At 64.1% G+C, this 26,837-nt stretch carries 30 protein-coding genes and 2 tRNA genes; 9 read left to right on the forward strand and 23 right to left on the reverse strand.

Going from position 1 to position 26,837, the window contains the following annotated elements; all coding sequences use genetic code 11:
- From JI59_RS05395 to rpsB, 10 genes are all read right to left on the reverse strand, one after another.
- Nucleotides 1-687: an OmpH family outer membrane protein gene (locus JI59_RS05395; RefSeq protein ID WP_007013809.1), complete on the reverse strand. Its 687-nt coding sequence runs from the start codon at nucleotides 685-687 to the stop codon at nucleotides 1-3.
- A complete protein-coding gene (gene bamA / locus JI59_RS05400) occupies nucleotides 687-3,308 on the reverse strand; it encodes an outer membrane protein assembly factor BamA (protein WP_007013808.1) in 2,622 nt (873 codons plus the stop codon). The genes JI59_RS05395 and bamA overlap by 1 nt, the downstream gene beginning before the upstream one ends.
- A gap of 171 nt (nucleotides 3,309-3,479) precedes the next feature.
- Nucleotides 3,480-4,865 carry an RIP metalloprotease RseP gene (gene rseP, locus JI59_RS05405; RefSeq protein ID WP_007013807.1) on the reverse strand — a complete coding sequence of 462 codons (1,386 nt, stop codon included), beginning with the start codon at nucleotides 4,863-4,865 and terminating at the stop codon, nucleotides 3,480-3,482.
- 1 nt (nucleotide 4,866) lies between these two features.
- Entirely contained in the window at nucleotides 4,867-6,018 is a 1,152-nt protein-coding gene (locus JI59_RS05410) for a 1-deoxy-D-xylulose-5-phosphate reductoisomerase (protein ID WP_038577056.1), read from the reverse strand.
- 2 nt (nucleotides 6,019-6,020) lie between these two features.
- On the reverse strand, nucleotides 6,021-6,788 hold the full coding sequence (locus tag JI59_RS05415) for a phosphatidate cytidylyltransferase (RefSeq protein WP_007013805.1): 768 nt from the start codon (nucleotides 6,786-6,788) through the stop codon (nucleotides 6,021-6,023).
- 76 nt (nucleotides 6,789-6,864) lie between these two features.
- Nucleotides 6,865-7,554, reverse strand: a complete 690-nt coding sequence (uppS, locus tag JI59_RS05420) for a polyprenyl diphosphate synthase (RefSeq protein ID WP_007013804.1) — start codon at nucleotides 7,552-7,554, stop codon at nucleotides 6,865-6,867.
- 34 nt (nucleotides 7,555-7,588) lie between these two features.
- Nucleotides 7,589-8,146, reverse strand: coding sequence for a ribosome recycling factor (frr, locus tag JI59_RS05425; RefSeq protein WP_007013803.1), 558 nt, complete (start codon nucleotides 8,144-8,146; stop codon nucleotides 7,589-7,591).
- Nucleotides 8,147-8,151: 5 nt separating this feature from the next.
- The gene (gene pyrH, locus JI59_RS05430; protein WP_007013802.1) at nucleotides 8,152-8,874 is read right to left on the reverse strand and encodes a UMP kinase; all 723 of its coding nucleotides are present in this window, start codon (nucleotides 8,872-8,874) and stop codon (nucleotides 8,152-8,154) included.
- A 473-nt stretch (nucleotides 8,875-9,347) separates the two neighbouring features.
- The gene (gene tsf, locus JI59_RS05435; RefSeq protein WP_007013801.1) at nucleotides 9,348-10,271 is read right to left on the reverse strand and encodes a translation elongation factor Ts; all 924 of its coding nucleotides are present in this window, start codon (nucleotides 10,269-10,271) and stop codon (nucleotides 9,348-9,350) included.
- Nucleotides 10,272-10,368: 97 nt separating this feature from the next.
- Nucleotides 10,369-11,133: a 30S ribosomal protein S2 gene (gene rpsB / locus JI59_RS05440; RefSeq protein ID WP_013832683.1), complete on the reverse strand. Its 765-nt coding sequence runs from the start codon at nucleotides 11,131-11,133 to the stop codon at nucleotides 10,369-10,371.
- 482 nt (nucleotides 11,134-11,615) lie between these two features.
- On the opposite strand from rpsB, the gene JI59_RS27325 reads away from it, so the two are divergent.
- Nucleotides 11,616-11,888, forward strand: coding sequence for a hypothetical protein (locus JI59_RS27325; RefSeq protein ID WP_138921414.1), 273 nt, complete (start codon nucleotides 11,616-11,618; stop codon nucleotides 11,886-11,888).
- On the opposite strand, the gene pssA is transcribed toward JI59_RS27325, so the two are convergent.
- From pssA to JI59_RS05455, 3 genes are all read right to left on the reverse strand, one after another.
- On the reverse strand, nucleotides 11,803-12,657 hold the full coding sequence (gene pssA, locus JI59_RS05445) for a CDP-diacylglycerol--serine O-phosphatidyltransferase (protein ID WP_007013798.1): 855 nt from the start codon (nucleotides 12,655-12,657) through the stop codon (nucleotides 11,803-11,805). The genes JI59_RS27325 and pssA overlap by 86 nt on opposite strands.
- Nucleotides 12,654-13,403, reverse strand: a complete 750-nt coding sequence (locus JI59_RS05450; RefSeq protein ID WP_007013797.1) for a phosphatidylserine decarboxylase — start codon at nucleotides 13,401-13,403, stop codon at nucleotides 12,654-12,656. Before JI59_RS05450 ends, pssA begins: the two co-directional genes overlap by 4 nt.
- Nucleotides 13,404-13,500: 97 nt before the next feature.
- Nucleotides 13,501-13,586, reverse strand: a tRNA-Tyr gene (locus JI59_RS05455).
- A gap of 220 nt (nucleotides 13,587-13,806) precedes the next feature.
- Here JI59_RS05455 and rlmB point away from each other — a divergent pair.
- Nucleotides 13,807-14,547, forward strand: a complete 741-nt coding sequence (rlmB, locus tag JI59_RS05460; RefSeq protein ID WP_158511850.1) for a 23S rRNA (guanosine(2251)-2'-O)-methyltransferase RlmB — start codon at nucleotides 13,807-13,809, stop codon at nucleotides 14,545-14,547.
- A gap of 58 nt (nucleotides 14,548-14,605) precedes the next feature.
- Complete coding sequence (locus JI59_RS05465; protein ID WP_007013795.1) at nucleotides 14,606-15,436, forward strand: hypothetical protein; 831 nt, start codon at nucleotides 14,606-14,608, stop codon at nucleotides 15,434-15,436.
- 168 nt (nucleotides 15,437-15,604) lie between these two features.
- On the opposite strand, the gene JI59_RS05470 is transcribed toward JI59_RS05465, so the two are convergent.
- From JI59_RS05470 to JI59_RS05485, 4 genes are all read right to left on the reverse strand, one after another.
- Nucleotides 15,605-15,877, reverse strand: a complete 273-nt coding sequence (locus JI59_RS05470; protein WP_007013794.1) for an HU family DNA-binding protein — start codon at nucleotides 15,875-15,877, stop codon at nucleotides 15,605-15,607.
- Nucleotides 15,878-16,287: 410 nt separating this feature from the next.
- Complete coding sequence (gene rplS, locus JI59_RS05475; RefSeq protein ID WP_007013793.1) at nucleotides 16,288-16,656, reverse strand: 50S ribosomal protein L19; 369 nt, start codon at nucleotides 16,654-16,656, stop codon at nucleotides 16,288-16,290.
- On the reverse strand, nucleotides 16,653-17,399 hold the full coding sequence (gene trmD / locus JI59_RS05480) for a tRNA (guanosine(37)-N1)-methyltransferase TrmD (protein WP_038577058.1): 747 nt from the start codon (nucleotides 17,397-17,399) through the stop codon (nucleotides 16,653-16,655). Before trmD ends, rplS begins: the two co-directional genes overlap by 4 nt.
- A gap of 55 nt (nucleotides 17,400-17,454) precedes the next feature.
- On the reverse strand, nucleotides 17,455-18,369 hold the full coding sequence (locus JI59_RS05485; RefSeq protein WP_007013791.1) for a LysR substrate-binding domain-containing protein: 915 nt from the start codon (nucleotides 18,367-18,369) through the stop codon (nucleotides 17,455-17,457).
- A 113-nt stretch (nucleotides 18,370-18,482) separates the two neighbouring features.
- Here JI59_RS05485 and JI59_RS05490 point away from each other — a divergent pair, with 113 nt between their 5' ends.
- Entirely contained in the window at nucleotides 18,483-18,803 is a 321-nt protein-coding gene (locus JI59_RS05490; RefSeq protein ID WP_007013790.1) for a hypothetical protein, read from the forward strand.
- A gap of 83 nt (nucleotides 18,804-18,886) precedes the next feature.
- On the opposite strand, the gene rimM is transcribed toward JI59_RS05490, so the two are convergent.
- The 6 genes from rimM to JI59_RS27065 form a co-directional block, all read right to left on the reverse strand.
- Nucleotides 18,887-19,396, reverse strand: a complete 510-nt coding sequence (gene rimM / locus JI59_RS05495; RefSeq protein ID WP_007013789.1) for a ribosome maturation factor RimM — start codon at nucleotides 19,394-19,396, stop codon at nucleotides 18,887-18,889.
- A gap of 19 nt (nucleotides 19,397-19,415) precedes the next feature.
- A complete protein-coding gene (rpsP, locus tag JI59_RS05500) occupies nucleotides 19,416-19,859 on the reverse strand; it encodes a 30S ribosomal protein S16 (RefSeq protein ID WP_007013788.1) in 444 nt (147 codons plus the stop codon).
- A gap of 31 nt (nucleotides 19,860-19,890) precedes the next feature.
- The gene (ffh, locus tag JI59_RS05505; RefSeq protein ID WP_007013787.1) at nucleotides 19,891-21,348 is read right to left on the reverse strand and encodes a signal recognition particle protein; all 1,458 of its coding nucleotides are present in this window, start codon (nucleotides 21,346-21,348) and stop codon (nucleotides 19,891-19,893) included.
- A 164-nt stretch (nucleotides 21,349-21,512) separates the two neighbouring features.
- Nucleotides 21,513-21,588, reverse strand: a tRNA-Ala gene (locus tag JI59_RS05510).
- Nucleotides 21,589-21,758: 170 nt separating this feature from the next.
- The gene (locus JI59_RS05515) at nucleotides 21,759-22,079 is read right to left on the reverse strand and encodes a TIGR02300 family protein (RefSeq protein WP_007013786.1); all 321 of its coding nucleotides are present in this window, start codon (nucleotides 22,077-22,079) and stop codon (nucleotides 21,759-21,761) included.
- A 9-nt stretch (nucleotides 22,080-22,088) separates the two neighbouring features.
- Complete coding sequence (locus JI59_RS27065; RefSeq protein ID WP_007013785.1) at nucleotides 22,089-22,259, reverse strand: hypothetical protein; 171 nt, start codon at nucleotides 22,257-22,259, stop codon at nucleotides 22,089-22,091.
- A gap of 25 nt (nucleotides 22,260-22,284) precedes the next feature.
- On the opposite strand from JI59_RS27065, the gene aroA reads away from it, so the two are divergent.
- The 5 genes from aroA to rpsA all read left to right on the forward strand — a co-directional run bounded on the left by aroA (nucleotide 22,285) and on the right by rpsA (nucleotide 26,798).
- On the forward strand, nucleotides 22,285-23,613 hold the full coding sequence (gene aroA, locus JI59_RS05520; protein WP_038577061.1) for a 3-phosphoshikimate 1-carboxyvinyltransferase: 1,329 nt from the start codon (nucleotides 22,285-22,287) through the stop codon (nucleotides 23,611-23,613).
- Entirely contained in the window at nucleotides 23,610-23,891 is a 282-nt protein-coding gene (locus JI59_RS05525) for a CBU_0592 family membrane protein (RefSeq protein ID WP_007013783.1), read from the forward strand. Before aroA ends, JI59_RS05525 begins: the two co-directional genes overlap by 4 nt.
- A gap of 53 nt (nucleotides 23,892-23,944) precedes the next feature.
- Nucleotides 23,945-24,202 (forward strand): hypothetical protein, encoded by a 258-nt coding sequence (locus JI59_RS05530; protein WP_007013782.1) that lies wholly within the window; start codon nucleotides 23,945-23,947, stop codon nucleotides 24,200-24,202.
- Between the two features lie 38 nt (nucleotides 24,203-24,240).
- Nucleotides 24,241-24,873, forward strand: a complete 633-nt coding sequence (locus JI59_RS05535) for a (d)CMP kinase (RefSeq protein ID WP_007013781.1) — start codon at nucleotides 24,241-24,243, stop codon at nucleotides 24,871-24,873.
- A gap of 221 nt (nucleotides 24,874-25,094) precedes the next feature.
- Nucleotides 25,095-26,798: a 30S ribosomal protein S1 gene (rpsA, locus tag JI59_RS05540; protein WP_007013780.1), complete on the forward strand. Its 1,704-nt coding sequence runs from the start codon at nucleotides 25,095-25,097 to the stop codon at nucleotides 26,796-26,798.
- The last annotated feature ends 39 nt before the right edge of the window (nucleotides 26,799-26,837 follow it).

Consider the following 26,837-nt stretch of genomic DNA (forward strand, 5'->3'; position numbering starts at 1 on the left):
TTAGCGTCCGGTCGGCTGGGCAGCCGTGCTCGGCGCAGCCTGGCCCTGGGCGGCGGCCTGCTGGGCACGCGCTTCACGGATCTGGCGCGGTTCCCAGCCCGAGGGCGGGACAAGCTGTGCAGACGGAATCGAGGCGTTCAGCTCGTTCAGGATGTCCTGGTTGAGGTTGTAGGCGCTGCCGTTGACGGCAAGGATCGCGTCCGGCGAAAGCAGGATCGAGATCTTCTTCTTGGCCATCGCGGACTTCACCGCTGCGTCGAGCTTGTCCTCGATCTGCTCGTTCACATAGGCCTGCGAAAGACCCACCGGCGCGAGGATGCGCTGGATTTCCTGCTTGCCGCTTTCCTGCAGCTGCTGGATCTGGGCGGCCTGCTGCTGCAGCGCGGCCTGGTTCGGCTTGGCGACCTGACGGTCGGCGTTGAACTTGTCGATCAGCGGCTTGAGCTGCGCATTGAGCGCTTCGCTGCGCTGCTTGGCCTGGTCGTACTGCGCCTTGTAAGTCGTCTCGCGCTGCTGCTCGGCGGTCTTGAAGGCGTTCGAATTGGCGATCACGGCATCGAAGCTGGCAATGGCGAGGCCCTGAACGATGGTGCCGCCGTTCTTGTCCTGCGCAAGAGCGGGCTGAGCAGCGACGGTAACCAGCGCCAGGCTCGAGGCCAGCGCGGCGGACTTGAGAAGAGTCTTCATCAGAATTGTGTTCCCACGTTGAAGGTGAATGCCTTGGTGTCGTCGCCCTTCTCCTTGAGAAGGACCTTCGAGAAATCGATCCGGAACGGACCGAAGGGCGAATTCCAGTTCACGCCGATACCCACGGCAACACGCGGCTTCCAGGTGTTGCCCAGGTACTGTTCGGTGAAGTAGCTGGTGCTGCCGGCAGGGTCGCCATTCGGCGTGGTCGTTGTGCCGGTGATGTTGTTGTCGGCGTCGCGCGTATAATAAAGCTGGTTGCCATCGGAATCGCGCTGCTCGATGAAACAGCCATCGCTACAGTTGAGCGTGTCCGGCGTCTTGGTACCCCAAACTGCGCCTGCATCGACGAAGATGGATGGGCGCAGGCCCATTTCGCGGGCCCCGGAACCGAGCGGAATCTCCATCTCACCGCGGGCCTTGTAATAGTACTTGCCGCCGAGTGCGTCGTCGGAATCGTTGGACGCGGTCGTGTTCTCGTCGTCAACGGCGCCGCTGTAGTACTGACGGATAACGCGCGGACCGACACCGCGGATACCGAAGCCGCGCATCTGCGGCTCACCCAGGTAGAAGCGATCGGTCAGACGCACGCTGTCGCCGCCGTAACCCTTGATCACGCCGCCTTCGCCCTGAACCGAGAAGACGAAACCACCGCCGAGCGGCCAGTACTTGGCCGCGTTGGCACGCAGGCGAGCGTACTTCACGTCACCGCCCAGCCCGGCGATATCGAGGTTGATCGATGCGGTTTCGCCCTTGGTGGGACGCACGCGGTTGTCGAGCGTGTCGTAGATCAGCGACATGCCGACGATCGAACTCAGGCGCTTGCCGATGGCTTCGCACAAGTAGCGGCCGGCACGCAGCGGATCGCACGCGAAGTCGCCATTCTGGTTGACCGAGTAGAACTGGCTCTTGCTGACCGAGATGTCGTCATAGTTGAGCGTATAGCGCCCGACTGCCGTCAGGTACTCGGTCAGCGGCACGCCGGCGCGGACCTGGAAACCGGTGGTCGACTGCTGGTAGTTGGTCTTGCGGCTGGAATTGTAGTAGTTGAAGCTGTTGTAGTCGCGGCGATAGATGTCGACGCCCAGCGACACGTTCTTGTCGAACAGGTACGGCTCGACGAAGCTGGCCTCGACGCTCTTCGAGTAGCGCGAATAGCTGCCCGATAGGCCGACCGTCTGGCCGCGGCCGCGGAAGTTGCGCTGGCGGATCGAGGCCTGGAAGATGAAGCTCTCAAGGCTCGAGAAACCGGCCGAGAGCTGCAGCTCGCCGGTCGGCTTTTCCTCGACGTTCGCTTCCAGGATGATGCGGTCGTCGGCGCTACCGGGTTTCTGCTCGACCTCGAACTTCTCCTGGAAGTAGCCGAGCGACTTGATGCGGTTGGTCGAACGCTTGACCTGCAGCGAGTTGAACGCGTCGCCTTCGGCCAGACGGAACTCGCGGCGCACGACCTTGTCCTGGGTCAGCGTGTTGCCGTTGATGTCGATACGCTCGACATAGACGCGCGGCGCTTCCTGGATGACGAAGGTCAGACCCATGGTGAGGTCGTCCTTGTTGCGGTCGTACTGCGGCCGCACGTCGGCGAAGGCGTAGCCATAGGCACCGGCGGTGTCGTTCAGGCTCTCGATCGTGTCTTCGACGAGCTTGGCGTTGTACCAGTCGCCCTGCTTCATCGGCAGGTTCTTGGTCAGGCGCTCGCCGTCGAAGTCGCGCAGCTGGCTTTCGACCTTCACATCGCCGAACTTGTAGCGCTGACCTTCCTCCACCACGTAAGTGATGATGAAGTCCTTCTTGTCCGGCGTCAGCTCGGCGACCGCGGAGACGACGCGGAAATCCGCGTAGCCCTCGGTCAGATAGAACTGGCGCAGCTTCTGCTGGTCGAACGCCATGCGATCGGGATCGTAGCTGGTGCTCGAGCTGAAGATGCGGGTGAAGCGCGCCTGCTTGGTCACCATCTCGCCGCGCAGCTTGCCGTCGGAGAAGTGCTCGTTGCCGATGATGTTGATCTGGCGGACCTTGGACTTGTCGCCCTCGGTGATCTCGAAGACGATGTCGACGCGGTTCTGGTCGAGCATGACCATCTTCGGTTCGACCGTCGCTGCGTAGCGGCCCTGGCGTTTGTAGAGTTCGATGATACGGGCGACGTCGGCACGGATCTTGGAACGGGTAAAGATCTGGCGCGGCGCGACCTTGATCTCGGGAAGGATCTTGTCGTCCTTGATGCGCTTGTTGCCCTCAAGGATGATGCGGTTGACGACCGGGTTTTCCTTCACCTGGATGGTGACATTGCCGTTATCGTTGGAAATCTGGACGTCGGCGAAAAGCTCGGTCTCGTAGAGGTCCTTGAGCGCAGCGTCGGCCGATGCCTTCGAGTAAGGCTGGCCGATACGCAGCTTGATATAGGAGAGGACCGTCTGTGGCTCGAGACGCTCGGCACCGGTCACCTGGATCGACTGGATCGTCTGGACAGGCGCAGTCTGGCTCGAGGCCGCATCGCCGCCCGCATCCTGAGCGAAGGCAGGCGCAGGCAATCCGGCAAGGATCGTGGTGCCGAGAAGCACGACTGCGATCTGCGAAGCACGGTGGGCGTCAGTGCCTCGAACCATTTCCAATCCCATCATTCTACGCAAAATCCTGTAATCGATATCGCGAGACTATCTGCCGTCGGCGACAAGACATGAACCCGACCGCTAACCTGTATGGCAGGCAGTCGCAGCCATCTGCCCGATGGATGGCTTGCGATCAAGCAGCCAAACCCGGCAAGATTGTGATCGCGAGTGAATTCCTCCTGGCTATCCCCCGAAAATCGGGAGAGACGCCACATCATTGACCGTTACGAAGACCATCAGGGCCAGCACCAGTGCCACGCCCGTCCGGATCGCCCACTCCTGACTGCGCACACTGAGCGGCTTACGACGGACCGTTTCGGCCGCGTAGAAAGCCAGGTGCCCGCCGTCGAGGCCAGGGATTGGCAGGAGGTTGATGAATGCCAAGTTAATCGAAATCAGCGCCGCGAAACTGATGAAATCCTCCCAGCCGAGGGAGAACTGCTCACCCGAATATTTGGCGATCTTGATCGGTCCGCCAAGCTCCTTCACCGAGCGTTCGCCGGTGAAGATCTGGCCGATGCCGGTTACCATCATCTTCATGATGCCGAAGGAATTCTCGAAGCCGAGCTGCACCGCCTCAGCCGCGCCGACCGGCTCGATCTCGCCGAACCCGGCCTTGATCCCGAGCTGACCGACAGTGACCTTGTTACCCTTCTCGTCGACCGCCTCACCCCTGCCCAACGTGACCGGGAAGACACGGGTCTGTCCGTCGCGATTGACCACGACCGAGATCGTATCACCAGCGCGCGGCTGCACGAGTTCGGGAATCTGGGTGAAGCTGCGGATCTCGTGATCGTCGATGGCGGTAATGCGGTCGCCTACCTTCAGGCCGCCCGCCTCCGCGGCAGAATCGCCGAAGAAGCCCCCAACCGTGGGCACCGCGAAATCGATGCCCAGATCGCCGATGCGCGACTGGTTCCCGAAGCTATCGCTGACGGTCCGGTCGGCCAGCTTGACCGGTAGCGAGATATCGCGCCCGTCACGCCGGATGCCAAGCGTGACAGTCCGCCCCGGAAACGGGACGATATGCTCGGGCAGGTCGGAAATCGTGGCGACCTTGTCGCCATCGACGGCGACGATCTTGTCGCCGATTTCCACGCCGGCCGCCTGTGCCTGCGAATCCTGGGTGAACATTGCCACTTCCGCCGGCGATACGATCTTGCCGTGGGCGAAGTTGAACGCAGCGATGATGGCGACGGCGAACAGCAGGTTCGTCAGTGGCCCGGCCAGCACGATCAGCGCGCGCTGCCACAGGGGCTTCACATGAAATGTCTGGGCTCGCTCCTGCGGGGTCAGCCCATCCTCGGCGGCCGTTGGGGCGCTGGCGGCATTCATGTCGCCGGCGAACTGAACGTAACCGCCCAGCGGCAGCGCCGAGAGCTTCCAGCGGGTTCCACGCCTGTCGGTCCAGCCGGCGATCTCCTTGCCGAAGCCGATGGAGAACGCGTCGGCCTTCACACCGAACAGCCGTCCGACGAGGTAGTGTCCCAGCTCATGGATCAGCACAAGCGGGCCAAGCACGAGCAGAAACGCGAAGATCGTCGTCAGCAGGTTGGGTGAACCGGTCAAGTCAGGCAGCCTCCATCAATATCCGCGCCCTTGCCCGCGCTTCCCCGTCGACAGCCAGCACTTCGGCAAGGCCGGTCGGCGCGGGCGGCGCGAAGGACCCGAGTACGTCTTCCACATGTGCCGCAATGCGGGTGAACCCAATCTGACCGTTCAGGAACGCGGCAACGGCGACTTCGTTCGCGGCGTTGAGAACGGCGGGAATGCCGCCCCCTGCCTGCGCCGCCTCACGCGCAAGGCGCGTGGCCGGGAAGCGCTCTTCGTCCGGCTTGCGGAAGGTCAGTTCGCCGATCTCGGCAAGATCGAGCGGCGCACAAGGCGTGTCCATACGCTCCGGCCAGGCCAGGGCCGATGCGATCGGCACCCGCATGTCCGACGGGCCAAGCTGGGCCAGCGTCGAGCCGTCGCGATACTCGACCATGGAATGCACGATCGATTGCGGGTGAACGATGATGCGCAACCGGTCGAGCCCGACCGGAAAGAGGTAGTGCGCCTCGATCAGTTCGAGGCCCTTGTTGAACATCGTGGCGGAATCGACGCTGATCTTGGCGCCCATGTCCCAGTTGGGATGCTTGATCGCCTCGGCCGGAGTGGCGCGAGACAGACGCTCCCACGACCAGTCGCGGAACGGGCCGCCACTGGCAGTCAGGGTGATCCAGCGCACATGCTCGGCCGCATTGCCCTGCAGGCACTGGAAGATGGCGTTGTGTTCGGAATCGATCGGCAGGAGCGTCGCGCCATGCCGGGCCACCGCCGCGGTCATGATTTCGCCCGCCGAAACGAGCGCCTCCTTGTTGGCAAGCGCGATGACACCGCCCCGCTCGATCGCGGCCATGGTCGGGGCCAGGCCCGCACAGCCGACGATGGCAGCCACGGTAAAGTCCGCGCCGCGCCCCGCCGCTTCTGCCAGCGCAGACGCGCCGCCAGCCGCCTCGATCCCGCTGCCGGACAGCGCATCGCGAAGTTCAGGCAATTTCTCTTCGTCCGCGACGACCGCGATGCTGGCGGAAAACTCCCGCGCGAGCCTCGCCAGTTCGGCGACATTGCCGTTGGCGGTCAGGGCCTCGATGCGCCAGGCATCCCGATTGCGCCGGAGCAGGTCCAGCGTCGAGGCGCCAATCGAACCGGTGGCGCCGAGAACGGAAATGCTGCGCATCATCACGAGCCCGGTTGAAACAGGATCATCAGGCCTAGCACGAAAAGCACTGCCAGCAAGCCATCAACGCGATCGAAGAATCCACCATGTCCGGGAATGAGACTGCCCGAATCCTTCACCCCGGCGCGCCGCTTCAGCCAGCTTTCGAAGAAATCCCCACCCTGCGCGCAGATCGCGAAGAGAATCCCGGTCATCAGGCAGGTGGCGAAAAGCGGGACCACGCGGGCTCCGAGATACCAGCACGGCTGCATGCCGAAGCAGGACACTTCCTCGACCGCCCGGCCCGCCTGGGTCAGGGAAATCGCGCCGGAGCGCCAGAGCATCGCTGCGCCGAACAGGACCAGAGTCGCAGCCGCTATCGCACCGAACAGTCCGGCCCATGTCTTCGAGGGGCTGATGGCCGGAGCGACCTTCGGCCCTCCGAAAGTCCGTCCGGCAAAATAGGCGCCGACATCGACCGCAATGACACCGCAGACGACCGTCAGCAGGGGCGCAAGGGTAAAGGCCGGATTGCGCAGGAACAGCAGCATGGCCGCGCAGGTGCCCACATAGAACATGCCGGCAAAGTTCCAGAAGCCGCGCTCCGCGGGGTTCTGTGTGCCTGCGCGGGTCAGCCTGACCCACTCCCACAGCACGCCCACAGCGATCGCGCAGACGAAAGCGGTCCATATCGGGCCGCCCAGCCAGATCGCGAGACCCGCGACAGCGACCATCACGACGGCGGAAATTGTCCGCACCCGCAGATCGGATTTCTTTGGAGCATCGCTCACGTCAGCATCCCCTGCCCCGCATCGTCACGCAGGGTCCCTTTTCGTGTCTCGTTCCGAGCCGCGCAGACCGATCCGTTCAGCGCCCGCCATAGCGACGCTCACGGGTGGTGAAAGCCTCGAGGGCGTCGCGCAAGTGCTCGGCCGTGAAGTCCGGCCACAGCACGTCGGTGAACATCATTTCGGCGTAGGCCGCCTGCCAGAGCAGGAAGTTCGACAGCCTCACTTCGCCGGAAGTCCGGATCAGCAGGTCGAGCGGCGGCAGGTCCGCCGTATCCAGTTCGGCGGCGATGGTCTCGGGCGTGATCGGTCCCTTGGCCGCAGCCCTGGTTGCCGCGCGGGCGATCTCGTCCTGCGAACCGTAGTTGAGAGCAACGGCCAGCGTCGTGCCGGAATTGCCGGCAGTACGAGCGATCGCCTTCTCCACCAGTTCGACAACATCGGGCTTGAAGGCCTTGTAATCGCCGATGATCTTGAGGCGCACCCCGGCCTCGGCGAATTCGTCGAGATCGGAAAGGATGAACCGTTTCATCAGGCTCATCAGGTCCGAGACTTCTTCCTCGGGGCGGCGCCAGTTCTCGGTCGAGAAGGCATAGAGGGTGAGCGCTTCGAGACCCATCTCACGGGCGCCGCGCACGACCTTGCGCACGGCCTCGACACCGCGCTGGTGCCCCAGCGCGCGCGGCATCAGGCGCTTCTTCGCCCAGCGCCCGTTGCCATCCATGATGATGGCAACATGGCGCGCCCTTACGGGTTCGGCCTTGCTCATCCCATACGCCTCGATCCGGACCGAACGCGTATCCTCACTTGTTGAGGATTTCCTTTTCCTTGTGCGCCAGCGCGTCGTCGACGGCCTTGATCTGCTCGTCGGTCAGCTTCTGGACTTCGGCCTCGGAGCGCTTGCGCTCGTCTTCCGAAATTTCCTTCTTGTTCTCGTCGGCCTTGAGGGTTTCCATGCCATCTCGGCGCACGTTGCGGATCGCCACGCGGGCCTTTTCGGCATACTGTCCGGCCAGCTTGGCGAGTTCCTTGCGGCGCTCCTCGGTCAAATCGGGGATTGGCAGACGCAGCGTATTGCCGTCGTTGATCGGGTTGAGGCCGAGGCCCGCCGAACGGATCGCCTTTTCTACCGGGCCGATATTCGACTTGTCCCAGACCTGCACCGAAAGCAGGCGCGGTTCGGGCGCCGAGATCGTCGCGACCTGGACGATCGGCATCATCGCTCCATAGACCTCGACATTGATCGGCTCCAGCAGCGCGGTGTTGGCGCGGCCGGTGCGCAGACCGGAGAGGTCGTGCTTGAACGATTCCACAGCGCCGTGCATGCGGCGTTCGAGGTCGGCCTTGTCGTACTTGGCCATGGCTATCAGGCTCCTTTCTGGACGATCGTCTGCGTGCCCTCACCCGCGAGGACCTGGGCAAGGTTGCCCTTCTCGCGGATCGAGAACACGACGATCGGAATCGAATTGTCGCGGCACAGGGCAACGGCGCTGGCGTCCATCACCTTGAGATTGTCGGCGAGGACAGTGTCGTAATCCACTGTCTGGTAACGCTTTGCTTCGGGATTGGTCTTGGGGTCGCTGTCATAGACCCCATCGACGCTGGTTCCCTTGAGCAGCGCATCGCAGCCCATTTCGGCGGCTCGCAGGGCGGCGCCTGAATCGGTGGTGAAGTAAGGTGCGCCAACCCCGGCGGCGAAGATCACCACGCGTCCCTTTTCGAGGTGGCGTTCGGCCCGGCGGCGGATCACCGGCTCGCAGACCTGGTCCATCTGCACTGCCGACTGCACCCGCGTCTCGACGCCGAGCTGCTCGAGCGCGTTCTGCATCGCCAGCGCGTTCATGACGGTCGCCAGCATGCCCATATAGTCGGCCTGGGCGCGGTCCATGCCCTTGGCCGCACCGGCCATGCCGCGGAAAATATTGCCCCCGCCGATCACCAGGCAGATCTCCAGCCCGGTCTCCTTGGCCGCCTTCACTTCCTTGGCCAGTTCGGCCACGAATTCCGAGTCGATGCCGAACTGCTGCTCCCCCATAAGAACCTCGCCCGACAGCTTCAGCAGGACGCGTTTATAGGAGGGATTGCTCATTGGCCGATTTTCTCACGCAGGGGGATGAACGGCCATCGCATTAGGGGGCGGCGCGCGGATTGCCAAGGGGCGAGCTTGCGCAAATGCGCCTCGCCGCGACCCGCACCTCGATCGTTTCGACTGATCGCCGCGATCTCGATGCAAGATCGGGCGCAGCGCCTACCCGACCTGCCCCTGCAGGATCAGGCCGCCGCGCTGCGAGGATTGCACGGCAAGCCGCTCGCGCTCGCTCAGAGAGGAAAGATCAATGTTAACCACCCCCGGCACATCGCCTCGTCGGGCGCATCGTCCTGGTCGATCACGCCATGTTCGCTGACAAGCAGGCGCGAGACACGCTGCGAACACGAGTTTCATGGACAAGAAGTCGAACATGCCCGTGTTACAATGCAGCAGGTGGAGCCTCAACGAGAATGGGCCGGGAAGCGATCACTTCCCGGCCCATTCTGCTAATTCCCGAAGGAAGCTGGCTGAAATCAGCCCGCAACCGCCGCGGCGACTTCGGCTGCGAAGTCCGACTCTTCCTTCTCGATGCCTTCGCCGAGCTGGAAGCGCACGAAGTCCTTGAGGACGATCTTCGTGCCGGCTTCCTTGCCGGCCTGGTCGACGACCTGCTGAACCGGGGTCTTGTTGTCCATGACGAAGACCTGGCTGAGCAGCGCGTTTTCCTTGGCGTACTTGGCGATCGCGCCTTCGACCATCTTTTCCTGCACGTTCTCGGGCTTGCCCGATTCGGCGGCCTTTTCCTTGGCGATCTTGCGCTCACGCTCGATCAGCTCGGCATCGAGATCGTCGGCGTTGAGGGCCAGCGGGAAGGCAGCGGCGATGTGCATCGCAATCTGCTTGCCCAGGCCTTCGAGGACCTCAGCCGAAGCGTCCGACTCGAGAGCAACGAGGACGCCGATCTTGCCGAGGTTCGGAGCGGCCGCGTTGTGCATGTAGGGAACGATGAGGCCCTGCGAGACTTCAACGGTCTTCATGCGGCGAACCTGCTGGTTCTCACCGATGGTGGCGACGTTGTTGGTCAGCGCGTCGGCGACAGTGCCGCCGTTCGGGTAGCCAGCAGCCTTGAGCGCTTCGACGTCGTCACCGGCAACGCCCAGGGCGACTTCGGTGGTCTTGCGCACGAAGTCCTGGAACTGCTCGTTCTTGGCGACGAAGTCGGTTTCCGAGTTGACCTCGACGGCGACGCCCTTGGTGCCGGTCACGGCAACGCCGACCAGACCTTCGGCAGCGGTGCGGCTCGACTTCTTGGCAGCGGCGGCAAGACCCTTGGCGCGCAGCGCGTCGACGGCGGCTTCGATGTCGCCGTTCGATTCGTCGAGAGCCTTCTTGCAGTCCATCATGCCGGCGCCGGTGCGCTCGCGCAGATTCTTCACGTCAGCGGCGGTGTAGGCCATCGCTTTTATCCTTCTTCAGTAATTGACAGGCGCGCCGGGCCCGATGGACCCGGCGCGCGACATTTCAATGACGAAAATGCCGATTGCGTCGGGCCGATCAGGCCCCTGCGGTTTCCGCAGCGGCTTCGGCGACCGGCTCTTCCATGGCGCCGATGTCGGCACCCGAGTCGACAACCGCGTTCTGGCCACCCTTGGTCGCAGCCTGGGCGATCGCTTCGCAGTAGAGGCGAACAGCGCGGCTGGCGTCGTCGTTGCCCGGGATCGGGAACGCAATGCCTTCGGGGCTGACGTTGGTGTCGAGCACGGCGACGACCGGAATGCCGAGGGTGTTGGCTTCCTTGATCGCCAGGTCTTCCTTGTTGGCGTCGATCACGAACATGACGTCCGGAATGCCGCCCATGTCGCGGATACCGCCGAGCGAAAGCTCAAGCTTGTCACGCTCACGGGTCAGCTGAAGGACTTCCTTCTTGGTCAGACCGGCCGTGTCGCCGGCAAGCTGCTCTTCAAGAGCCTTGAAGCGCTTGATCGACTGCGAAATGGTCTTCCAGTTGGTGAGCATGCCGCCCAGCCAGCGATGGTTGACGAAGTGCTGACCGCAGGCGCGGGCGGCCTGGGCGATCGGCTCCTGGGCCTGGCGCTTGGTGCCGACGAAGAGCACCTTGCCGCCGGCCTGCACGGTGGCCGAGACGAAGTCGAGCGCGCGGGCCATGAGCGGCACGGTCTGCGACAGGTCGATGATGTGGATGCCGTTGCGGGCGCCGAAGATGTACGGCTTCATCCGCGGATTCCAGCGGTGGGTCTGGTGGCCGAAGTGAGCGCCGGCCTCGATGAGCTGCTGCATGGTGACGACAGGAGCCGCCATAAGTAAATTCCTTTCCGGTTGCACCTCTGGAAGGCTGGAACCGTGCGGCCGGGCAAGAAGCCCCTCGATCCGCTGCGGCACCGGTATGTGCGCCTTCCATGTGGATTTGCCCTCCGCGATCTGCCGGGAATCGACAGGCACCGCTCAGGCGGGGCCGCCCATAGCCCTCTCCACTCGAGAAATCCAGCGCGAAATTGCGCCGGAACCGCTGTGCCTCGGCCAACTCGCCTCGGGAACGGAGCCAGGTCTCGGGGACAATCCCATGTCCGCTGTCCTAGTTCACGCTCCCAAGGGCAACCCGAAATGCTCCATGCTCAAGCCGCCCGATCGCGCTGCATGCAGAAACAGGCTTGACTTGGATGGAACAAAATAAGAACAAGGGCTGCAAGGAACATTGGTAGAACAGATTCGTTATTTCCACAAGCTGTCCACAGCCCTGTCCCCTCACGGGATCGGGCGCTGGCCCTGAAAGGAAGATGGTCATGACTGCATTTGCCGCTTCGCTCTTCACCCTTGGCGCAATCGTGTCGCTCTGGGTCATCGCCGCAAGCTGGATGCGCCACGGCCGCAAGGCATTCGCGCTCCGGGCGCAGCTTCATGCTTGCCCCGGTACGCTGACTGTCTCGTGGAAGATGATCGAGCGGGTGCCGGTTCCGGCCCTTGCCGCGCTCAGGACGGATCGGAAGGTGCGTCCGGCTCGTCGCCAGGCCCAGCGGCCGGCACTGGTTTGGCCTGGCCTTGAGCACGCCGCCTGACCTTGGCGTAGGACGCGATTCCCAACGGGATCAGGGCAAGATAGCCCAGCGTGATCACCGCCAGAGTGTACCAGGGCTCGGTCAACAGCGCCGCCACGGTCAGGCCGACCACCGCGATGAGGCCAATGCGCAAGTCGCGCGGGGGCTGCATCTTCGACCAACTCAGGGTGGGCACGCTCGAAATCATCAGGAAGGCGATGAGGACCATCCAGATGCTGACGGCAACGTCATTGGCGAATTCGGGAATGCCGGTCGCGATCCACAGGTAAATCGGCAGGAAGGCAAGGCCCGCACCCAGCGGTGCGGGAACGCCGGTCAGGAAGCCCGCCTGCTTGTGCGGCTGATCGAGCATGTCGAGGCGCGCATTGAAGCGCGCGAGGCGCAGCACGCAGCAGATTGCAAAGGCAAGCGATGCGATCCAGCCCAGGCTGGGCAGCTGGTGGAGCGTCCACAGATAAACGATCAACGCCGGGGCGACCCCGAACGAAATCGAATCTGCCAGGCTGTCGAGCTCGGCCCCGAAGCGGGTCTGGGCGCGCAGCAGCCGGGCTGCACGGCCATCGATGCCGTCGAGCAGGCCGGCTAGAATCACGGCCTGCACCGATTTCTCGAAATCCCCGGCAATCGCAAAGCGAATCCCCGTCAGGCCGGAACACAGTGCTGCCGCAGTGATGGCATTGGGCACGATCGCCCGCATCGAGAGCCCGCGCGCAAGCCGGCGGCGCGGCGAAAGCCGATCCTCGGCAAGCGGATCGGGCTCATCGATCACTGCGCAACGCCCTCGATCACGCGGGCTTCGGACACTTCGGCAAGGACGGTTTCACCGGCAACGATGCGCTGCCCCATGAGAACCTTCGGCTCGGTGCCGGCGGGAAGATAAACGTCGACGCGGCTGCCGAAGCGAATCAGTCCGACGCGCTGGCCTGCGGCGAGAATGTCGCCCGGCTTGACGAAAGGAACGATCCGGCGCGCGACCAGACCGGCAATCTGCGTGAAGCAGATGCGCAGGCCATCGCCGCGTTCGATGAGGATGTGCTGGCGCTCGTTCTCTTCGCTCGCCTTGTCGAGATCCGCATTCATGAACTTGCCGGGGATATAGATCACCCGCCGAACGGTGCCGCCGATCGGCGCGCGATTGATGTGGACGTCGAACACGCTCATGAAAATGGAAACGCGCGTAACCGGCTGCGTATCCATTGGCTTCGCGCCGCTACCGTCTTCCATGGTTAGCTCACGCGGCGGCGCAACCTTCTGGATCAGCGTCACGAGGCCATCGGCCGGCGCAACGATCGCACGCTCGTCCTGCGGCGTCACACGCACCGGATCGCGGAAGAAGGCCAGTACGCACAAGGTGAGCACGGCAAGCGGCCAACCGACCAACGGACCCAGCAGCAACCAGCCTGCCACCGCGATCACCCCGGCGATGCCGCCGAACTTGCGACCTTCGGGATGGATGGAGGGCCAGCGCCACGAAGCTTCGCCGCGACCTTGGTTATCGAGAATATCTCCGGGCATGGCTCTCTTCTAGAAGTGCTCGTCGGATACCGCAATGCCAAGGAATACCGTAGCTTCCCTGGAGGGGTATCGCCGATGTCGGTGATGGGGAAGCTGGTGGTGGACAGGGCTGGATTCGAACCAACGTACGCTTGCGCGGGCAGATTTACAGTCTGCTGCCTTTAACCACTCGGCCACCTGTCCACACCAGTTCTGGCTTGCGGGAAAACCCGCTTTGGTGAGGCTCCCGGAAGGAGCCCGTTGCCGAGGAGCCGCGCCTTTGCCGAAGCGAGCCTTGCCTGTCAATGGGGTGACTGGCAGGAGCGAAAATAGTTTTTTGTTGAAAGGACATTTCATGAGTAAGCGCGGCGATCATCAGGGCGGTGGAAAACCAGCCCGGGCCCTACGTGGAAGGGCCGGCCGCATGAAAAACGGGCGCGGTAGCGGACGTGCTTCCTCGGGCATGGTTCGCCTGTGGGGAAGACATGCCGTTGAAGCCGCTCTCAAGAATCCCGACCGCCATCACCGCAAATTGTGGGCCACTCGAGAGGGCGTTGATTCGCTCGACGGCGAATTACCCACCGATTTCACGGTCGAATGGGCACAGCCCGCCGACCTTGCCCGGCTCGTCGCCCGCGACGCGCCACACCAGGGCCTCGTTCTCGAATGCGAACCACTGGATGATGTCTTTCTCGCCGATGTGCTCGACGGCGACCCGGCACGGCCCGTTCTCGTGCTGGACCAGGTCACCGATCCTCATAACGTCGGCGCGATCATGCGCTCGGCCCTCGCCTTCAATGCCTGCGCCATCGTCACGCAGGACCGTCACGCTCCGCCCGAATCGGGCACTCTGGCCAAATCGGCCTCCGGCGCGCTCGAAACGCTGCCCTGGGTACGCGTGGTGAACCTGGCCCGCGCGCTCGAGGAGATCGCCGAAGCCGGATACTGGCGACTCGGCCTGGATGGTGAAGCGGAGGCCACGCTGGCCGAAGCCCTCCCCGCCGGTCCTGTCGCGCTCGTGCTCGGCGCTGAAGGCGACGGAATGCGCCACAACATCGTCCAGCACTGCGACGCCGTCGCCAAGCTGCCGATCAGCAGCGAGATGGAAAGCCTTAACGTCAGCAATGCCGCTGCCATCGCGCTTTACGCGGTGGCGACGCGCTGACTTGAGAAAATCAGCCACAGCTCTGAAACCAGGGGGAACAGAGATGCGACACTTTGCAATGTCCAAAATACACGGCCGCAGAGCGCTAACCGCGCTGGCGGCCGGGGCCCTCACCCTGCTGCTGGCCGCGTGCATCTTCGCGCCCGGCAAGTTCACCTCGCAGCTCGACGTGCGCAAGGATCGCAGCTTTGCGTTTCGCTACACCGGCGAGATCCTGATGATGCCGCTGATGGAGGCGTCGAAGAAGCAGAACTTCGAGCCGGAGACCTGCTACGAAGAAGACAGCTTCGACGAGCGCAAGTGCACCGACGACGAGATCGCGCAGCAGAAGCAGGAATGGGAAAAATCGCGCGAGGAAAGCAAGCAGAAGGACGCGCAGGCCGCGCAGATGCTGCTGGGCGGCATCGACCCGAGTAACCCGGAATCCGGCAAGGCGATTGCCGAGAAACTGCGCCGGCAGGCCGGCTGGAACAAGGTCGAGTATATCGGCAAGGGCAAATTCGATGTCGACTTCGCCATCGAGGCCCGTCTCGACCATGACTTCACCTTCCCGACCTTCGAAGGCATGCCGATGACCAATGCCTTCGTGCAACTCTCGCTGCGCCAGGACGGCACAGTGCGGGTCGACGCCCCCGGGTTCGGTCCGGCCAACAGCCCGGGCGCGATGGCGGGCATGATGTCGGGCATGGCCAAGGGTGCAGCGGGCGGGGATGACGGACCGGCCACGCTGGCGGATGGTACCTTCACTATCCGTACCGATGCGCAGATCCTTGCCAACAACACCGATGAAGGCCCCAAGGCCGCTGCAGGAAGCACACAGTCGCTGACCTGGCAGGTCAACCCGCGAACGCCTGCAGCCCCGACAGCCCTGCTCAAGCTGGCGCCCTGAAGGCGAAAGGGTCCGGTGACGCCGTGCGCTACCGGACCCTGTCTGAACCTGGCTTTGGACACTGCGCTATCGCGGCGTCGAAGAACCAATAAGAAACGCCGCGCTGACCCTGGGGTCGGCGCGGCGCAATCTTTTCAACCTGTGAGGCGAACAGGCTGGCCGTCTGGATTAGTTGACGGCGTCCTTGAGGCCCTTGCCAGCCTTGAACTTCGGCTGAGCCGAAGCCTTGATTTCCATGGGCTCGCCGGTGCGCGGGTTGCGGCCGGTCGAGGCCTTGCGCTTGGCAACCGAGAAGGTGCCGAAACCAACCAGGCGGACCTCGTCACCCTTCTTCAGCGCGCCGGTGATGGCGTCGAAGACGCCTTCAACGGCCTTGGTCGCATCGCTGCGGGTCAGACCGCTGGTGTCGGCAACTGCGCTGATGAGATCGTTCTTGTTCATTATGGGTACCCCCTAACCTTTCAGTGGAACCGGATGTGATGGGATAGTTGAATCGCCTCTTGAATGGCCCGGGAATTGAGCGGGTTTTCTCTGCCGTGTCAAAGGCAAAACAGGCGAAAAACCCGCACTTAATCGCGTTTTTCCGCCATTCTTGTGACGAATTGCGATTGTGCAGCGCAACATCGAAGGTGTGGCGACATTCCGACTCGCTGCGCCAGTGCAAACCTTGCGGGGTCAAAACCGAAAGATCGCAACCGCGGCATTCGGCGTAACCCCGATTCGGGTGTTAACATCCTGTAATCTGGAGCCCTTGCCACGGACCCGCAGGATTGCAGGAGCGCGCAAAAAAGGCGGTCCGAACCGAACCGCCTCTCAAGCTGCCTGCCGCAAGACAGGCAATGTGCCGATGCTTACGCGTCGGCGCGAACGTCGCGGCGCTCGGCGATGCGGGCGCGCTTACCGGTACGACCACGCAGGTAGTACAGCTTGGCACGACGCACGACGCCGCGGCGAACCACGGTGATCGAATCGATGTTCGGCGAGTACAGCGGGAAAACGCGTTCCACGCCTTCACCGAAGCTGATCTTGCGGACGGTGAAGTTCGAACCCATGCCACGGTTCGAACGCGCGATGCACACGCCTTCGAAGTTCTGGACGCGAGTACGGGTACCTTCGACGACCTTCACACCGACGCGGACGGTATCGCCCGGACGGAACTCAGGGATATCCTTGCCGGCCTTGGCAATTTCCTCGGCCTCGATCTGCTGAATCAGGTTCATGAACCCAAATCCTCATCTTTGTGCCGCGCGCCAGAGGCAGACTGGTCCCGAGCGCCCCTATGACGCTCCCAAAGGTCCGGTCTGCGTAACCGTGTGTCTTCCTCCGCCTTTTGTTTCCGCCAGGCGGCGATCTTCGCATGATCCCCCGATCGCAGCACTTCAGGGATCGTGCGCCCTTCCCACTCGGTGGGTCGGGTATAGTGCGGATACTCGAGAAGACCGTCCTCGAACGATTCCTCGGCCCCGCTGGAAGCCGCGCCCATTACGCCGGGAAGCAGGCGAATGCAAGCGTCCAGCAGCATCAGGGCCGCAGGTTCTCCGCCAGACAGGACGATATCGCCGACCGACACCTGCTCCACGTTGCGTCCCTCGAAGATCCGCTCGTCAAAGCCCTCGAACCGGCCGCACAGGATGGTCACGCCCGGCCCGGCCGCAAGCTCGCGCACCCGGGCCTGCGAAATCGGGCGGCCGCGCGGCGTCATAGCGATCACCGGGGCCTCGGGGCTGAGGCTGCGCGCATGGTCGATGGCGGCGGCCAGAACGTCGGCCTTGAGAACCATGCCCGCGCCACCGCCGGCAGGCGTATCGTCGACCGTGCGGTGCTTGTCCCTGGCGAAGTCGCGGATCTGCACCGTCTCGATCGACCACTTGCCTTCGGCCAGTCCGCGCCCGGCAAGCGAAATGCCGAGGGGGCCCGGAAACATGTCAGGATAAAGTGTGAGGACGGTGGCCGCGAATGTCATGGCCGCGGCAAAGCCCAAATCGGCAGCGCGGGCAAGAGGCGCGGACGCGAAAATGTCACAAGGGCTTGAAGATCCGGTCAGGCAAGAGACCGCGACAGGCTTCGAGTTCCTCCAGCAGCCATTCGCGCAGGCGCTCGATCTTGCGTACCCCGACGCGGTTGACCGGATGGACCAGCCAGTGTGCGCTTCCCGGCATATAGAGTGTATCGAAGGGCTGGATCAGCCGCCCGCTCTCCAACTCTGCCTGCCAGAACAGCGGGGACATCAGAGCCACGCCGTAACTTTCCCGGACGATGCTCGCTTCCTGGGACTGGTTGTCCATGACGATGCCGCGGCGCGGCGCGAGCTTCGCTTCCACCCCGGCAGCAGCGAACCACCCGGCCCACCCGGCATCGTTCGGCGCGAGCCGCTCGGCGCGCAGGAGATCCTCAGGCCTGCCGATCGCATTCGCCTCAAGGAATTCGCGCGTGCAGATCGGCGTGAAGTGCTGCCGGAACAGGAACGTGCTGCGCAGCCCCTCCCAGACGCCGGAACCCGCGCGGATCGCCACGTCGAAAGACGAATTGCCCAGATCGATCGTCTCGTTCGCCAGCGACAGGCGCACCGCCAGGTCCGGAAAACGCATCTGGAAGCGGCCGATGCGCCCGCTCAACCAGACGCTGCCGAGCGAGATCGCGGCATTGATCGCAAGGACCTCGTGATCCTCCTCCCTCAGCGCCGCGAAGGCGTCCGCCATGCCGGCAAAGGCTGCCGTGACGGCCGGGAGCAAACGGTGCCCCGCCTCGGACAGGCGCACCCTGCCCTTCTCGCGCACGAAAAGAGAGCGGCCAAGACGATCCTCCAACTGGCGCACCTGATAGCTGACCGCAGCCTGCGTCATCCCGAGTTCCTCTGCCGCGCGCGAGAAATTCTCGAGGCGACCTGCGGCTTCGAAGGCGCGCACGGCACTGAGCGGAGGAAGCGGTTCCATGCTGCAATCATAAGCCAGCCTTATACCCTTCGCCAGTCCTTTTGTTGGCTTCGCAGCGCTCCGGGGAGCATCACGATCGGGTCAGAACAACCCTCCAGGCAAGGAGCAGAACCATGCAGGACGATCACTTCATCAGGAATTGGAACGCCAGCCGCATCAGCTTCACCGGCGAGCGCACGCCGGCACTGTCGCGGCTGGTACGCCGCTTTCATCGCCGCCCTCAAGCCAAGGATGCAATAGGCAAGGCTTATGGAGCCTGCAAGGAAACGGCACTTGCCCGCAAGGCCCGCCTGACCGGCATCGCCCTAATCGGGGGCATGTCGGCCGGAACCAGCCTCGCCGTGCTTCTGCTTGGGCTTGCCGCGATGACTTACCCGCTGGCCGGTCATGCCGTCAGCGCTGCGCAGGCTGGTTGCGCAGGCACCCTGGCCTGAAACGGCGCACTGGTGCGCGCCAGGGCGTTGGTCAGTTCGGGGAAAACGAAGAAGGCCGCGCACGGTGCGCGGCCTTCCCCTGTTCATTCTTCCGCAAAAGCGGCGGCGATCACCAGCTTCTCGTGATCCCATTCGGGCACGGCTGCCTCGATCATCGGCACCATGAAGCGGCGGCGCTTGCCATCTTCGCCAGGAGGTCGCTCGATCTCGACGACGTCGCCGGCTCCGAAGTTCTCCACCGCGACACAGGTACCCAGCGCTTCACCCGTATCGGAAACCGCAGCCAGACCGATGAGATCCGCGAAGTAGTACTCGCCATCCTCCAGCTCGGGCATCGCCGAGCGAGGCACGGTGAGCGCGGTACCGCGCAACTTTTCGGCGGCATTGCGGTCGGCGACTTCCTCGAAGCGGGCGATAGCACCGCCCTTTCCGTCATCGCGCAGCTTCTTGAGCGTAAGGGTCGAATCGTTGAAGGCGCGGTAGCGCTTGAGCGCCGCCACGCCTTCACCGAACAGCTTGAGGCGGACTTCGCCCGTCACGCCGTGGGCGCCGGAAACGGCAGCCAGCGTGACGGTGCGGTCGTTATCAGCCACAGGTCGGTCCTATGCGGACTCAGCCCTCGGTCTGTTCCTCGGTCGCTTCGGCAGCGGGAGCTTCTTCGGCAGCCGGTGCTTCCTCGGCGGGTGCTTCTGCAGCAGCCTTGGCAGCCTCTTCGGCCTCACGCAGCTTCTCGGCCTTTTCTTCGGCGCGATCCTTGGCCTTCTGGCCCGGCTCACCCTTCTGCGGGTTGCTGGTCGCGGCGCGTTCCTTGATGCCGGCCTTGTCGAGCATACGGGCAACGCGGTCGGTCGGCTGGGCGCCAACGCCGAGCCAGTAGCGCACGCGGTCTTCGTTCAGGCGAACGCGGTTCTCGTCGTCCTTGGCGAGCAGCGGGTTGTAGGTGCCAACCTGCTCGAGATACTTGCCGTCGCGCGGAGCGCGCGAGTTGGACACGACGACCTTGTAGTACGGGCGCTTCTTGGCACCACCGCGCGAAAGACGGATAGCTACGGACATTCTTCTACCTTTCTGTCAAATTCTGTAAAAATTACTTCTTCAAAAACTTGCTGAGATCGGGCTGACCGGCTCCGCCGAGCCCTGGCAACCCGCCCGCGCCGGGACCGAGGCCCTTACCGCCGAGACCCGGCATGGCGCCGTCGAGGCCGCCCTTGCCGAACATCGCGGCAAGCCCCTTGAGGCCGCCCATCTTCTTGATCTGCTTCATGGCCTTGGACATCTCCATGTGCATTTTCAGCAGCTTGTTGACGTCCTGGACCTGGGTACCCGAACCATTGGCGACGCGGATCTTGCGCTTGGCGTTGAGCAGCGCGGGATTCGCCCGCTCCTTGGGCGTCATCGAACCGATGATCGCGTCCATGCGCAGCAGGACCTTGTCGTCCATGCCCGACTGCTGCATCGCCGCCTTGGCCTTCTTCATGCCCGGCATCATCCCGGCCAGCATGCCAAGACCGCCCATGTTCTGCATCTGGCGCAGCTGGGTGCGCAGGTCGTTCATGTCGAACTTGCCCTGCTCCATGCGCTTGGCCAGCGCTTCGGCTTCCTCGACCTTGACCGATTCGGCGGCCTTCTCGACGAGGCTGACGACATCGCCCATGCCAAGGATGCGGTTGGCAACGCGGCTCGGGTGGAACACCTCGATCGCATCGGCCTTTTCACCGGTACCGGCGAACTTGATCGGCTTGCCGGTAACCGCGCGCATCGAGAGCGCGGCACCGCCGCGGGCATCGCCGTCCATGCGGGTCAGCACGACGCCGGTCAGATCCACTTCGCCCGCGAAGCTCTGCGCGACGTTGACAGCGTCCTGGCCGGTCAGCGAGTCGACGACGAGCAAGGTCTCACGCGGGTTCGAGATGGCGGCAACCGCCTTCATCTCGTCCATGAGCTGCTGGTCGACGTGGAGACGGCCGGCGGTGTCGAGCAGGAGGACGTCGATCGCCTGCAGCTTCGCCGACTGCATCGCGCGGGTGGCGATCTCGGTGGGCTGCTGTCCGGCGATGATCGGCAGGGTGGCAACGCCGACCTGCTCGCCCAGAACCTTGAGCTGTTCCTGGGCAGCCGGACGGTTGACGTCGAGCGAGGCCATCATCGCCTTCTTGCCGTGCTTCTCCTTGAGCAGCTTGGCGATCTTGGCAGTGCTGGTGGTCTTGCCCGAGCCCTGGAGGCCGACCATCATAATGACGACCGGCGGAGAAGCGTTGAGGTCGAGCTCCGGCGTCGTATCGCCGCCGAGCATTTCCACCAGGGCGTCGTTGACGATCTTGACGACCTGCTGGCCCGGCGTGACCGAGCGCAGGACCGACTGGCCTACCGCCTTTTCAGTGACCTGATCGACGAAACGGCGAACGACCGGGAGGGCGACGTCGGCCTCGAGCAGCGCGATGCGCACTTCGCGCATGGCATCGCGAACGTCCTGCTCCTTGAGCGCGCCGCGACCACGCAGCTTGTCGAACACGCCGCCGAGACGATCGGAAAGGCTGTCGAACATGGCCAAACTCCACTTTTGGCAAGCCATCGGCCTGCCAGAACGCCGAAAACGCCGGTAGGCGAAACCTCGCTGACCGGCGTGTCGTGACAATTACGCGAAAAACGCCGGCGGACGAAACCTCGTCGGCCAGCGTATCGCTATCACGCGAAACTCATATGTCGAAATGGTGGAGCCGAGGGGGATCGAACCCCTGACCTCTACAATGCCATTGTAGCGCTCTCCCAGCTGAGCTACGGCCCCGTCCATTTCAGCAGATCGAGCCTGGGAGGTTCGATCCGTTTCCCTTGCGTCAACCTTCGCTTCCGCTTGGGAGGCCGCCCTCTAGTGGGGGCATTCCCGGTTGGCAAGAGAGAAATTTGCGAGCGCGGAATTTTTTTGTCCGCGCTCGCCAATTCCTTCACGCAGCGCGCTTACTCGTCGCGATCGTCGTCGTCGCCACCGCCGCCGATGCCGAGATCGTCGTCGCCGCCGAGGTCGACGTCGTTGTCGGGCGAATCGCCGTCGTCATCGATGTCGAGATCGTCATCGGCCAGATCGGAATCCTCCTGCTCGGGGGCTTCCTTCTTCTGGACTTCCTCATAGGGAATCGGCTGCTTCGACTTCAGCACCGGTTCCGGATGCCACTCGTTGCCGCACTCAATGCAGGTAACCGGGTCGTCCTTGCCCAGGTCATAAAAGCGCGTGCCGCATTTCGGGCAGCCGTGCTTGGCGCCCCACTCAGGCTTTGCCATGAAACGTCCTCATCTTTCCGGCCCGAAGGAGCCGGGCGTAAATTCCGTGTCTTGATGGTGGGACAGGCGCGCAAAATCAAGCATGCCGGCCGCATCAGGGCGCGCGCCTTGCCATAGGCGGCCCGCGCTGTCAAAAGCCGCGCGATTTTGCAGCCCCTGATAGTCCGAAAGAAGTTCCATCGTGAGCCACGCCGACGCCGCCGCCATGCGCCCCCGCCGCTTCCTGCCAACCGGCCCGCTCAAGGGCAGGATTCGCGTCCCCGGAGACAAGTCGATCAGCCACCGCTCCATCATGCTGGGTGCGCTGGCCGTGGGTGAAACCCGCGTGACCGGCCTGCTGGAGGGCGAGGACGTGCTGGCAACGGCTGCAGCGATGCGGGCGATGGGCGCCTCGGTCGAACGCGTCGGCAACAGCGAATCTGGCGGCGAATGGGTAGTCAACGGCGTAGGCGTGGGCGCCCTGCTCCAGCCCGAGGCCCCGCTGGACATGGGCAATTCGGGCACTTCGACCCGCCTGCTGATGGGCCTGATCGCCAGCCACCCGATCACCGCCACCTTCATCGGCGATGCCAGCCTGTCGAAGCGCCCGATGGGCCGCGTCATCACGCCGCTCTCGCAGATGGGCGCCAGCTTCGAAGCGAGCGAGGGCGGGCGCCTGCCGCTGATCCTCAAGGGGACGTCGCCCGCGGTGCCGATCACGTATCGCCTGCCGGTCGCCTCTGCGCAGGTAAAGAGCGCGGTCCTGCTCGCGGGCCTGAACACGCCGGGCAGGACGACGGTCATCGAACCCGTACCCACGCGCGACCATTCCGAACGCATGCTCAAGGGATTTGGCGCGCAGCTCGAGGTCGAAGTCGAACCGGACGGCACGCGCATCATCACCGTGACCGGCGAAGCGGAACTTCGGCCGCAAGTCATCGACGTGCCGGGAGACCCCTCCTCTGCCGCGTTCTTCATCGTGGCCGCCCTCCTCGTTCCCGGCAGCGAAGTGCTGATCGAGAATGTCGGCCTCAATCCCACGCGCGCAGGCCTCGTTTCGGTCCTGCGCCAGATGGGCGGCGACATCACCGAGGTTAACCCGCGCGAAGTGGGCGGCGAGCCGGTCGCCGACCTGCTCGTCAAGCACTCGGTCCTCAAGGGCATCGACGTCGATCCGGAGATCGCGCCCGCCATGATCGACGAGTTCCCCGTCCTTTTCGTTGCTGCCTCGCTGGCCGAGGGCAAGACGACCACGAGCGGTCTCGACGAATTGCGTGTCAAGGAATCGGACCGCCTCGCCGTCATGGCCGCCGCGCTCACGGCAGCGGGTGCGCGCATCGAGGAGCGCGAGGACGGCCTCGTGATCGAAGGCACCGGCGGCGAAGCGCTCCCCGGCACGGAGGCGGCGATCGCCACGCACCTCGACCACCGAATTGCCATGTCGATGGCCGTGGCTGGCCTTGTCAGCCGTGGCGGCGTCGAAGTCGACGATACCCGTCCGATCGCCACCAGCTTCCCGGTTTTCGAATCGATGCTGGCCGGGCTGGTCGCATGATCCTGCCCATTTCCTCGCAACTGGCGAACGTCATCGGCTTCGCGGGGACGGCCTGCATCGTCTTCGCCTATGCCTACATCACCGGCCGCGAGAGGCCGAACCCGTTCGTGCAGCACGGCGTGAACCTGCTGGGGGCCTGCCTGCTGACGATTTCGCTGCTGGTAAACCTGAACCCTGCCTCGCTCGTGCTCGAGGGTTTCTGGGCCGCCATCGCAATCTGGGGCCTCGTCAAGGCCGTGCGCGATCGCTCGTCCGGCACCCGGGCAAGGCAGAACTAAGCAATTCGGTAACCAGCCTCGCGTAGGGTCCCTTCAGAAGCAGGGGACTTTCGATGCGACTGGCGCGACCCGGCGACGGGGACATTGTCAAGATGGCCGCTCACGCGGTCTGGCGCATGCGGCGTGCGATCGCCCAGGCCCCGCTACTTCTGCTTGTCCCCGCAACGCTGCTGATCGCTGCGCTCACCGCCCCGCTCGGCGTGCTTGTGCCGCTGCTCGCCTGGCTTGTCCGACACTCCTGGAACTACGAAGCCGAACTGACCGAGCTTTATGGACGCGACAGCCCGGAACTGGACGATATCGCGCGCTGACCTTGCCTAGCCTCGCGTGAAAGGCCAAAGGCAGCGCCATGATTATTGCCGTCGACGGACCAACCGCCTCGGGCAAGGGCACCATTGCCAGGGCCCTCGCCGCTCACTTCGGACTGCCGCATCTCGATACCGGCCTGCTCTACCGTGCCGTGGGCCGCCAGGTCATGCTGAACGGCGGCGACCCCGACGATGCCGAAGCCGCCCTTGCCGCCTGCGCCTTCCCCGACAGCCTGCTCGACGATCCCGAACTGCGCTCCGAAGCGACCGGGGGCCTTGCAAGCCGCGTTTCGATCCACCCACCGGTGCGCAGCGCGCTCTACGAACGCCAGCGCGCCTTCGCCCTGCAGCAGGGCGGCGCGGTGCTCGACGGCCGCGACATCGGCACCGTCATCGCCCCCGAGGCGGACGCCAAGCTGTTCATCGACGCCTCGGTCGAAGCCCGCGCCCAGCGCCGCTTCCTCGAAATGCAGGACCAGGGACGCGAGGTCTCGCTGGAGGCCATTGCCACCGACCTTGCCGCGCGCGACGAGCGTGACCGCAATCGCGCGGATTCGCCGCTCGTGGCGGCGAATGACGCAGTGCTGATCGACACATCCAGCCTGCGCCGCGAAGAGGCCATCGCCGCTGCCATCGCCGCCGTCGATGCGGCCATGGATCGCGCCCACGCCTGAAGGCCGCGCAAGGCCCCATTTCCCTTGCATTTTGCTCCCCCGGGGCGTAGTGGCCGCCGGTCCGATGGGTCCCTGCGACCTTGAGGACGCCGTGACCGGCATTCGGCCGCCGCGGCAGTTCGGCCCTTTGGCCCGGTCATCGCATGGGGCGATGAGCGGAGAAAAGACCGGCGGATTCAACCGCCTGGCCGGAAAAATCGTTGAACAGGAAAGACCTGATAATGGCTACTTCTGCCAATCCGACTCGCGACGATTTCGCGAAAATGCTTGACGATCAGCTCGGCGGCGTCGCCGATGACGGCTTCGAAGGCCGCGTCGTCAAGGGTACCATCACCGCCATCGAAAACGACAAGGCCGTCATCGACGTCGGTCTCAAGAGCGAAGGCCGCGTGCCGCTGCGCGAATTCGCGCGCGGTGAAGCCGAGCACGGCCTGAAGGTCGGCGACGAAGTCGAAGTCTATGTCGACCGCGTCGAGAACGCCGAAGGCGAAGCGATGCTGTCGCGCGACCGCGCCCGCCGCGAAGCCGCATGGGACAAGCTCGAGAACGAATTCGGCGAAGGCAAGCGCGTCGAAGGCGTGATCTTCGGCCGCGTCAAGGGCGGCTTCACCGTCGACCTCGACGGCGCCGTGGCGTTCCTCCCCGGCTCGCAGGTCGACATCCGCCCCGTGCGCGACGTCACCCCGCTGATGGACGTGCCCCAGCCCTTCCAGATCCTCAAGATGGACCGTCGCCGTGGCAACATCGTCGTGTCGCGCCGCGCCGTCCTCGAAGAAACCCGCGCCGAACAGCGCAGCGAGCTGATCGACAAGCTGAGCGAAGGCCAGGTCATCGACGGCGTCGTCAAGAACATCACCGACTACGGTGCGTTCGTTGACCTGGGCGGCATCGACGGCCTGCTCCATGTCACCGACATGAGCTACAAGCGCGTCAACCACCCGAGCGAAGTGATCAACATCGGCGACACCGTCACCGTCCAGATCATCCGCATCAACAGCGAAACGCAGCGCATCTCGCTGGGCATGAAGCAGCTCGAGAGCGATCCGTGGGAAGGCGCGGCCGCCAAGTACCCGGTCGGCGTGAAGTTGAGCGGCACCGTCACCAACATCACCGAATACGGCGCCTTCGTGGAACTGGAGCCGGGCATCGAGGGCCTCGTCCACGTGTCCGAAATGTCCTGGACCAAGAAGAACGTCCACCCGGGCAAGATCGTTTCGACCTCGCAGGAAGTCGAAGTCATGGTGCTCGAGGTCGACTCCGACAAGCGCCGCATCTCGCTCGGCCTCAAGCAGGCTCAGCAGAACCCCTGGGAAGCCTTCGCCGAGAAGCACCCGGTCGGCTCGCAGGTCGAGGGCGAAGTCAAGAACGCCACCGAATTCGGCCTGTTCATCGGCCTGGACGGCGACGTCGACGGCATGGTCCACATGTCGGACATCGCATGGGGCATCTCGGGCGAGGACGCCCTGGCCCTGCACCGCAAGGGCGAGCAGGTCTCGGCCGTGGTTCTCGACGTCGACGTCGAGAAGGAACGCATCAGCCTCGGCATGAAGCAGCTTGAGCGCGGTGCTCCGGCCGCCGGCATCGCCGCTGCTGGCAGCACCCTGCGCCGCGGTGAAACCTGCACCGTCACCGTTCTCGAAGTCCGCGACGGCGGCCTGGAAGTCCAGGCTGGCGAAGATGGCGCCACCGGCTTCATCAAGCGTTCGGACCTCGGCCGCGACCGCGACGAACAGCGTCCGGACCGTTTCCAGGTCGGCCAGAAGGTCGATGCCATGGTCACCGGTTTCGACCGCTCGAAGAAGCCGAACTTCTCGATCAAGGCCCGTCAGCTGGCCGAAGAGAAGGAAGCGGTCGAGCAGTACGGTTCGTCGGACTCGGGTGCGTCGCTCGGCGACATCCTTGGCGAAGCGCTCAAGAATCGTTGATTCTCGGGCGTCCCGTCCGGGACACCGTAACCACATCAC

This window comes from Novosphingobium pentaromativorans US6-1, from assembly GCF_000767465.1.
Taxonomy (GTDB): Bacteria; Pseudomonadota; Alphaproteobacteria; order Sphingomonadales; family Sphingomonadaceae; genus Novosphingobium; species Novosphingobium pentaromativorans.

Coding starts and splice junctions, on each gene's coding strand:
- JI59_RS05395 (WP_007013809.1), bottom strand. CDS start 687: ATGAAGACTCTTCTCAAGTCCGCCGCGCTGGCCTCGAGCCTGGCGCTG.
- bamA (WP_007013808.1), bottom strand. CDS start 3,308: ATGATGGGATTGGAAATGGTTCGAGGCACTGACGCCCACCGTGCTTCG.
- JI59_RS05410 (WP_038577056.1), bottom strand. CDS start 6,018: ATGCGCAGCATTTCCGTTCTCGGCGCCACCGGTTCGATTGGCGCCTCG.
- uppS (WP_007013804.1), bottom strand. CDS start 7,554: ATGAGCAAGGCCGAACCCGTAAGGGCGCGCCATGTTGCCATCATCATG.
- frr (WP_007013803.1), bottom strand. CDS start 8,146: ATGGCCAAGTACGACAAGGCCGACCTCGAACGCCGCATGCACGGCGCT.
- pyrH (WP_007013802.1), bottom strand. CDS start 8,874: ATGAGCAATCCCTCCTATAAACGCGTCCTGCTGAAGCTGTCGGGCGAG.
- tsf (WP_007013801.1), bottom strand. CDS start 10,271: ATGGCCTACACCGCCGCTGACGTGAAGAATCTGCGCGAGCGCACCGGC.
- rpsB (WP_013832683.1), bottom strand. CDS start 11,133: ATGGCGGCTCCTGTCGTCACCATGCAGCAGCTCATCGAGGCCGGCGCT.
- JI59_RS27325 (WP_138921414.1), top strand. CDS start 11,616: ATGACTGCATTTGCCGCTTCGCTCTTCACCCTTGGCGCAATCGTGTCG.
- JI59_RS05450 (WP_007013797.1), bottom strand. CDS start 13,403: ATGCCCGGAGATATTCTCGATAACCAAGGTCGCGGCGAAGCTTCGTGG.
- rlmB (WP_158511850.1), top strand. CDS start 13,807: ATGAAAAACGGGCGCGGTAGCGGACGTGCTTCCTCGGGCATGGTTCGC.
- JI59_RS05465 (WP_007013795.1), top strand. CDS start 14,606: ATGTCCAAAATACACGGCCGCAGAGCGCTAACCGCGCTGGCGGCCGGG.
- JI59_RS05470 (WP_007013794.1), bottom strand. CDS start 15,877: ATGAACAAGAACGATCTCATCAGCGCAGTTGCCGACACCAGCGGTCTG.
- rplS (WP_007013793.1), bottom strand. CDS start 16,656: ATGAACCTGATTCAGCAGATCGAGGCCGAGGAAATTGCCAAGGCCGGC.
- trmD (WP_038577058.1), bottom strand. CDS start 17,399: ATGACATTCGCGGCCACCGTCCTCACACTTTATCCTGACATGTTTCCG.
- JI59_RS05485 (WP_007013791.1), bottom strand. CDS start 18,369: ATGGAACCGCTTCCTCCGCTCAGTGCCGTGCGCGCCTTCGAAGCCGCA.
- JI59_RS05490 (WP_007013790.1), top strand. CDS start 18,483: ATGCAGGACGATCACTTCATCAGGAATTGGAACGCCAGCCGCATCAGC.
- rpsP (WP_007013788.1), bottom strand. CDS start 19,859: ATGTCCGTAGCTATCCGTCTTTCGCGCGGTGGTGCCAAGAAGCGCCCG.
- ffh (WP_007013787.1), bottom strand. CDS start 21,348: ATGTTCGACAGCCTTTCCGATCGTCTCGGCGGCGTGTTCGACAAGCTG.
- JI59_RS05515 (WP_007013786.1), bottom strand. CDS start 22,079: ATGGCAAAGCCTGAGTGGGGCGCCAAGCACGGCTGCCCGAAATGCGGC.
- JI59_RS27065 (WP_007013785.1), bottom strand. CDS start 22,259: ATGGAACTTCTTTCGGACTATCAGGGGCTGCAAAATCGCGCGGCTTTT.
- aroA (WP_038577061.1), top strand. CDS start 22,285: ATGCGCCCCCGCCGCTTCCTGCCAACCGGCCCGCTCAAGGGCAGGATT.
- JI59_RS05525 (WP_007013783.1), top strand. CDS start 23,610: ATGATCCTGCCCATTTCCTCGCAACTGGCGAACGTCATCGGCTTCGCG.
- JI59_RS05530 (WP_007013782.1), top strand. CDS start 23,945: ATGCGACTGGCGCGACCCGGCGACGGGGACATTGTCAAGATGGCCGCT.
- JI59_RS05535 (WP_007013781.1), top strand. CDS start 24,241: ATGATTATTGCCGTCGACGGACCAACCGCCTCGGGCAAGGGCACCATT.
- rpsA (WP_007013780.1), top strand. CDS start 25,095: ATGGCTACTTCTGCCAATCCGACTCGCGACGATTTCGCGAAAATGCTT.